7 protein-coding genes and 1 pseudogene are annotated in these 6370 nt (G+C 40.9%); 6 read left to right on the plus strand and 2 right to left on the minus strand.

Features of this window, described 5'->3' with window-relative positions:
- Positions 1 to 62: 62 nt before the first annotated feature.
- Positions 63 to 1445 carry a pentapeptide repeat-containing protein gene (locus tag ACFE90_RS12050; protein WP_375500736.1) on the minus strand — a complete coding sequence of 461 codons (1383 nt, stop codon included), beginning with the start codon at positions 1443 to 1445 and terminating at the stop codon, positions 63 to 65.
- Between the two features lie 354 nt (positions 1446 to 1799).
- Between ACFE90_RS12050 and prfB the strand changes: the two genes are divergently transcribed.
- The 6 genes from prfB (at position 1800) to ACFE90_RS12080 (ending at position 6112) form a co-directional block, all read left to right on the plus strand.
- A protein-coding gene (prfB, locus tag ACFE90_RS12055) for a peptide chain release factor 2 (protein WP_375500738.1) occupies positions 1800 to 2922 on the plus strand; the annotation gives its coding sequence in 2 pieces (ribosomal slippage) (positions 1800 to 1871 and positions 1873 to 2922; 1122 coding nt in all).
- A 223-nt stretch (positions 2923 to 3145) separates the two neighbouring features.
- Entirely contained in the window at positions 3146 to 3301 is a 156-nt protein-coding gene (locus tag ACFE90_RS12060) for a DUF3285 domain-containing protein (RefSeq protein ID WP_229454657.1), read from the plus strand.
- A gap of 39 nt (positions 3302 to 3340) precedes the next feature.
- Entirely contained in the window at positions 3341 to 3868 is a 528-nt protein-coding gene (gene ybeY / locus ACFE90_RS12065; RefSeq protein WP_375500752.1) for an rRNA maturation RNase YbeY, read from the plus strand.
- Positions 3869 to 4022: 154 nt separating this feature from the next.
- Positions 4023 to 4484, plus strand: a complete 462-nt coding sequence (locus tag ACFE90_RS12070) for a diacylglycerol kinase family protein (RefSeq protein WP_375500740.1) — start codon at positions 4023 to 4025, stop codon at positions 4482 to 4484.
- 257 nt (positions 4485 to 4741) lie between these two features.
- A complete protein-coding gene (locus tag ACFE90_RS12075) occupies positions 4742 to 5341 on the plus strand; it encodes an anthranilate synthase component II (protein ID WP_375500742.1) in 600 nt (199 codons plus the stop codon).
- 3 nt (positions 5342 to 5344) lie between these two features.
- Positions 5345 to 6112 (plus strand): MBL fold metallo-hydrolase, encoded by a 768-nt coding sequence (locus ACFE90_RS12080; RefSeq protein ID WP_375500744.1) that lies wholly within the window; start codon positions 5345 to 5347, stop codon positions 6110 to 6112.
- 106 nt (positions 6113 to 6218) lie between these two features.
- Here the strand turns inward: ACFE90_RS12080 and ACFE90_RS12085 are convergent.
- Positions 6219 to 6370: pseudogene (locus ACFE90_RS12085) on the minus strand (VCBS repeat-containing protein); the annotation flags it as partial.

A 6370-nucleotide genomic window follows, 5' to 3' on the forward strand; every position in this document is an offset into this window, starting at 1 on the left:
GACAATCACGGTTTTTTCATCGTTTTATTCGATTTTTAATTGTATTAACGAGAGTATGAAAATTATCTAGATGAGCCATCAAATTTAGCACCTAGTGTCTTAGCACCGTCTAGATTAGTTCCCCATAAACGGGCTTGACTAAAATATGCATTTTTTAAATTGGTATTTTTTAGATTAGCATCTATAAGTGAAGCACCTTCTAGATTAGCACCTTCTAGATTGGCATTTTCTAGGTTAATACCATCTAAATCAGCATCTTCTAATTGAGCATTCTGTAATTTAGCAAAACTTAAGTTAGCTCCTTTCAGTTTAGTTCCTGATAAATTAGCCCTTTGTAAGTTGGCTTGTTGTAAGTTTACATTTTCAAGAAATAAACCTTCTAAATTTACACCTGATAAATTACAGCCAACACAAGCTTTATTTTCTTGTAGCTGAATAACAGCCTCTTTCTGAGGTACTTTCTGAGCTTCTTCCTGTTTTGTTAATTCCGTTTGTCGATGCTGTTCAGCTAAAATATACAGTTGTTCTCCCCACTTATTACCTTGATAGACAACTAAGGTTAACAAACAAAGGCTTAATAAGCCTACCGCAGAAAATTTAACTAATTTAGGATTGAATGTAAAAATCTTAGCCCTATTATTATTAGCATTTTTACCTAAATTTAATGCTTTAAGTGCCTCCTCCGCATCAACAAAGCGTTTATCTAGCTTTCGTTCTACCATTTTTTGTAACCAAAGAACAAAAGAACGAGGTAATTTAGGTAACTTTTTTTTAAAATTAATCCGCTCGTTCTCATCAATTAAATCCCCAATATTAACTGATTTTGTCCTCGTTAAAAGACAGATTAAAGTTGCTCCTAAACTATACAAATCGGATGCTTTTGTTAATTGACGACTATGAATCTGTTCAGGAGGCATGAAACCGAGCGTTCCTTTAGCGATCGTACTGGATATTTCTCCTTCTTCAAGTTTAGCCAAGCCAAAATCGACTAAATAAACTTTTTTATCTTGACCTACTAGGATATTTTCAGGTTTAATATCTCGATGGATAACAAGTGGTTGTTGCTGTTGTAAATAGATTAATATTTCTAAACACTTAACAGCAATTTGCTGAATATCTTTAGGAGTCGAATAACCAGATACCGCGAGTGAGTGAGCATTTTTATATTCTTGCACCAAACAAAAACCTGTCGAAGTATCGAAAGAATTCAAATAGCAAGGGATATTCGGATGATTAAGCTTCTGCAATACTCTAATTTCTTGATGGATAGCATCATAGTCTGTCCAGTTTCCCATCGGTTGAGCAAACTGAAATTGCTTAATCACCACAGTTTGACCTGTTTTTATATCTTTCGCCCGATAGGTAATCCGTCCTCCTGTCAGATTGTGACCTAATTCCCGTTCAATTTGGTAGCCGTGACTAGAAAAATCAGGGTATTCCATCATTAATTAGCTTGAGTTACGCTATATATTACAAGATATAATAACGAACTTTAGCCGAATGGCACTGAGAAAAGTAGATAGAAATAGTTCTACCACTTCCTCGTAGTGCTAAGTAAAGTAAATCTCTAAAAACACAAAAATCAAAACGGGTAGCTGGCTCAAAGACTAGCTCTACAATATCAAAAGTACCTTGAGCATCAAATATAAAGAAGCCCTTGAGAATTTCAAGTAACTTTTGTAACTTATATAAGTAGTGCAGAAAAAATTTGCCCAACTACAGCTAAAATTAATAAATGTCAGTAGAATAAAGAGCAATTTTCCATTCCCAAGCGCTCTATCTATCATTCAGCAAGTACTATGGAAGTTTTAGAACTCAAACGCGAAATCGAAACGTTGTCTGGCCGCCTGGGTAAAACCCAGCACTATCTTTGACGTACCTGCACTGACAGCCAAAATTCAAGACCTCGAAAAAATATCAGCACAGCCACAATTTTGGGATGACCAAACCCAAGCCCAACAAACGCTGCAAGAACTCAACGACCTGAAAGCCCACCTCCAGCAATATGATCGCTGGCACGCCAATCTAGAAGATACTAAGGCAGTTGTTGAGTTGTTGGAGTTAGAAACTGATGAGGCACTACTCCAAGAAGCAGAATCTACCATCACCAAGCTGAATCGTGACCTGGATCAGTGGGAGTTACAACAGTTACTTTCTGGTCCCTATGATACAGAAGGTGCTGTACTGACGATTAGTGCTGGTGCTGGTGGCACAGATGCTCAAGACTGGGCATTTATGCTGATGCGGATGTACACCCGTTGGGGCGAAGCTCACGGCTATAAGGTAACTTTAGCTGAAGAGTCGGCGGGTGATGAAGCCGGAATTAAATCGGCAACCCTAGAAATTACTGGTCGCTATGCTTATGGTTACTTGCGATCAGAGATGGGTACACATCGCTTAGTGCGGATTTCACCTTTTAATGCCAACGGCAAACGACAAACCAGTTTTGCAGGGGTGGAAGTGATGCCGCAGATTGATAACTCTGTGCAATTGGATATTCCAGATAAAGATTTGGAAATCACCACAACTCGTTCTGGTGGTAAAGGTGGGCAAAACGTCAACAAAGTAGAAACTGCTGTGCGGATTGTTCACATTCCTACTGGTCTTGCCGTGCGCTGTACAGAAGAGCGATCGCAGCTGCAAAATAAAGAAAAAGCCCTAAATCGTCTTAAAGCAAAGCTGTTAGTCATCGCCAAGGAGCAACGCGCCCAAGAAATTGCCGAAATTCGTGGCGATATGGTGGAAGCCTCTTGGGGAAACCAAATCCGTAACTATGTGTTTCATCCTTACCAGATGGTGAAGGATTTGCGTACAAATACAGAAACAACAGCGATTGGCGATGTGATGAATGGCGAACTTGATACATTCATTCAAGCTTATCTGCGCCAAGAAAATAAATTAGTAGAAAATATTTCTGCATAATTTGGGATTGTTTGCAAGTGCTAAGTAATTAATTTTAATATTACTTAGCACTTGTTATTTATTTTTCTAAGATTAGCGCGTAGGCGTAGCCCGTTGTAGACATCGCATACCATTCCTTCTTATTAGGGCGTTTTCAGAGAAATTTCTAAGCAATATACAGGCAATCGCCATTCTATCCAAGACCAACTGTTACAGTTATAAAAGAGTCTGTGGACAAATAACTATGAGCAACACTCCTTCAACAGAACCTCAACCTAGCTACGTAAAACTCGCCATGCGAAACATGGTGCGGAAGGGTGGAACTTCCCTGAAGCATTTTGCGTTGACTGCCGTAGGGCTTTTATCTCTCCTTATTGGTCTTGCTTACCTAACTCACTAGCGAAAAACCGTAAACCTCAGACTAGGAGACTGTGTGCCCCTGAGCGTTGAACTATACGTAGAGGATGATTTTTACGAGTTGTCCCCGACAACATCTGTAAAAATTGATGATACTGATCCCCGAATTACTCCTGAAACTTGGGAAAATTGGTTTAATCACTGGTTGGAAATCCTTCATCCTCATATTCCGCCAGCGCCAAGTTATGAGATAGGGCTGCGTTTGACAGATGATTCGCAAATTCAAGAACTAAATACCCAATATCGTCAACAAAATAAACCCACAGACGTTTTAGCCTTTGCTACTTTGGAGGTGGATTTTCCTCAAAGCAAAGAGATGCTTGCTTCTGTACCATTATACTTAGGTGATATCATCGTGTCTGTAGATACAGCACAACGTCAAGCTCAACAGCAGGAACATAGCTTACCAACTGAGCTAGCCTGGTTAGCTAGTCACGGTTTGCTACATCTCTTAGGCTGGGATCATCCTGATGAGGAAAGTTTGGGGCGAATGTTAGAACAGCAAGTGAGATTGCTGAATGCAATAGGTATTGCTATTGACATGGAATAGCAGTATTTCGTGTATTTCTATAGTGTTAATTTTGGGTAATACTTTTATAATACTTCTGTGGAAAATTGCCTAAAGATTGCCTCAAAGTTAATTCTGCCATTAAGATCGGCGAATATTCCCACTGTAGCAACTCTGTTCTTGTGTTTTTAAGTCTATGTCCCAAAAAATTTCTCCATCACCAACGCCTACCTCGTTACAAACACTGGTGTCTAACGAACGGGAATTCTCCTGGAAAGTAGCCTCTAATTTATTTGTTAGTTTTAAATATGCCTGGGCTGGAATCAGCTATAGTTTTCAAACTCAACGTAATTTTCGCATCCACGTCAGTGTTTGCGCAATGGCTATCGCTTTAAGCGTTTTTCTACATCTGCAAGCGGTAGAAATAGCGGTAATTGGTGTAACTAGTGGTTTAGTTTTGGCATTAGAGTTACTAAATACAGCGATCGAGTCTCTTGTAGACTTAACCGTTAAGCAGACATACCATGATTTGGCAAAAATTGCTAAAGATTGTGCGGCTGGTGCAGTGCTTGTTTCTGCTTTGGTAGCGGTGCTGGTAGCTGGTACGCTATTGCTCCCTCCTCTGGTAAAGTTAATTATATTGGCTTTGTATACGTGATTTGCTCCGGCGTAGCCCAACCCAGGCATCGCCAAGTGAGCCGATAAGAGGATCGCACTTTGTTTGATCACCTAGAGAACACATTATAAGCAATTCAAAAGTGAGGCGATCGGGCCAAGCATCCTAGATAAAGGGTTACTTGGTAATTTTTAGCCGTCCACGTCAGCGTTATTTTTAGATATAGCGAACAAATTGCATGAGATATTTGTCTATGCTTTTTGTAACTGATGAGTGGTAAAAACCAGGAGTTATGAGCTTTGATTATAGTTATCGATAATTACGACAGTTTTACATATAATTTAGTGCAGTATCTGGGAGAATTGGCAGTAGAATTCCCAGTGGCAGATGATATTAAAGTTTTTCGTAACGATAAGATATCCATAGATGAAATTCAGGCATTAAAGCCAGAAGCCGTGGTTATTTCTCCTGGACCTGGTCGCCCAGAAGATGCCGGTATTTCTTTAGAATTGATTGAACAGCTAGGGCAAGAGTTGCCAATTTTGGGTGTTTGTTTAGGACATCAAAGCATCGGTCAAGTGTTCGGTGGTAAAATAATTCCTGCTCCAGAGTTGATGCATGGCAAAACCTCTCAGGTGTCTCACACTGGGGTGGGGGTTTTTCAGGGATTAGAAAATCCTTTAACCGCCACCAGGTATCATAGTTTGGTGATAGAACGTGAGACTTGCCCAGATGTGTTAGAAATCACCGCTTGGGTTGAAGATAACACCATTATGGGAGTGCGACACCGGAAGTATCCTCATATTCAGGGCGTCCAGTTTCACCCAGAGAGTGTCCTGACATCTTCAGGAAAACAGTTATTGCGAAATTTTCTGGAACAGTTACAGTCGAGAGCATAATTAATGAAACGACGACAGTTGATGGGCTATGCTGGGGCGGGGTTAGTCACAGCTTTGGTTACTAACTTGGGTTCTGAATCTGAAGCTGACGCACAATCTAGCGGTTTATTAGTTCAGTGGTTGGGTCATACTTGCTTTCTTTTTACTGGTGGCGGTGCGAAAATTCTTGTCAATCCATTTCGGACGGCCGGTTGTACTGCTGGGTATCGTCAACCAAAAGTTGCAGCAGATTTAGTACTGATTAGCAGTCAATTGCTGGATGAAGGTGCTGTGGACGTATTACCAGGAAATGCAAAACTCATCTACGAACCAGGAGTTTATGAGTTCAAAGGCATTAAGTTCCAAGGAATTGCCATAGACCACGATCGCAAAGGTGGTAGACAGTTTGGTTCAAACACCGCTTGGAGTTGGAAGCAAGGCGGAATTAATATCCTACACTTAGGTGGAGCTGCTGCACCCATTTCCATTGAGCAAAAAATCCTGATGGGGCGTCCCGATGTAGCATTTATTCCGGTGGGAGGCAGTGCAAAAGCCTACAATGCTGAGGAAGCAAAGCAAGCTGTGCAAATCTTAAATCCTAAGTTGGTGATTCCAACCCATTACCGGACACAGGGTGCTGATACTGCTAAGTGCGATATTTCACCACTCGATAATTTTCTGGCCTTGATGCAAGGTATGACAGTGCGGCGTAGCGATGGAGATAGTATTTCCATTAGCCCTAAAGATTTGCCGGAAAATAGCGTGATTCAGGTTTTGAGTTATAAATTTTGAATAAAGGGGACTGGGGACTGGGAAAGAAGCAGGGGAAGCAGGGGGAGAATAATGACTCCTGCCTCCTACTTCCTGAATTCAGAATTCAGAATTCTGAATTCTGATTTTAGAACGTATACCACTGTGGGCCAAGCTTATCTGCGTCGCTGATGGGAGTCTCAACGGCTGTCGTCTCATTTATAGTCCAAATGTTGTCTGCACCGGCTGTCTGATCGCGCCAGTAGATGTCGGTCTTACCATCGCCGTTGAAATCGCCAA

It is taken from the genome of uncultured Nostoc sp. (genome assembly GCF_964245445.1).
Taxonomy (GTDB): Bacteria; Cyanobacteriota; Cyanobacteriia; order Cyanobacteriales; family Nostocaceae; genus Nostoc.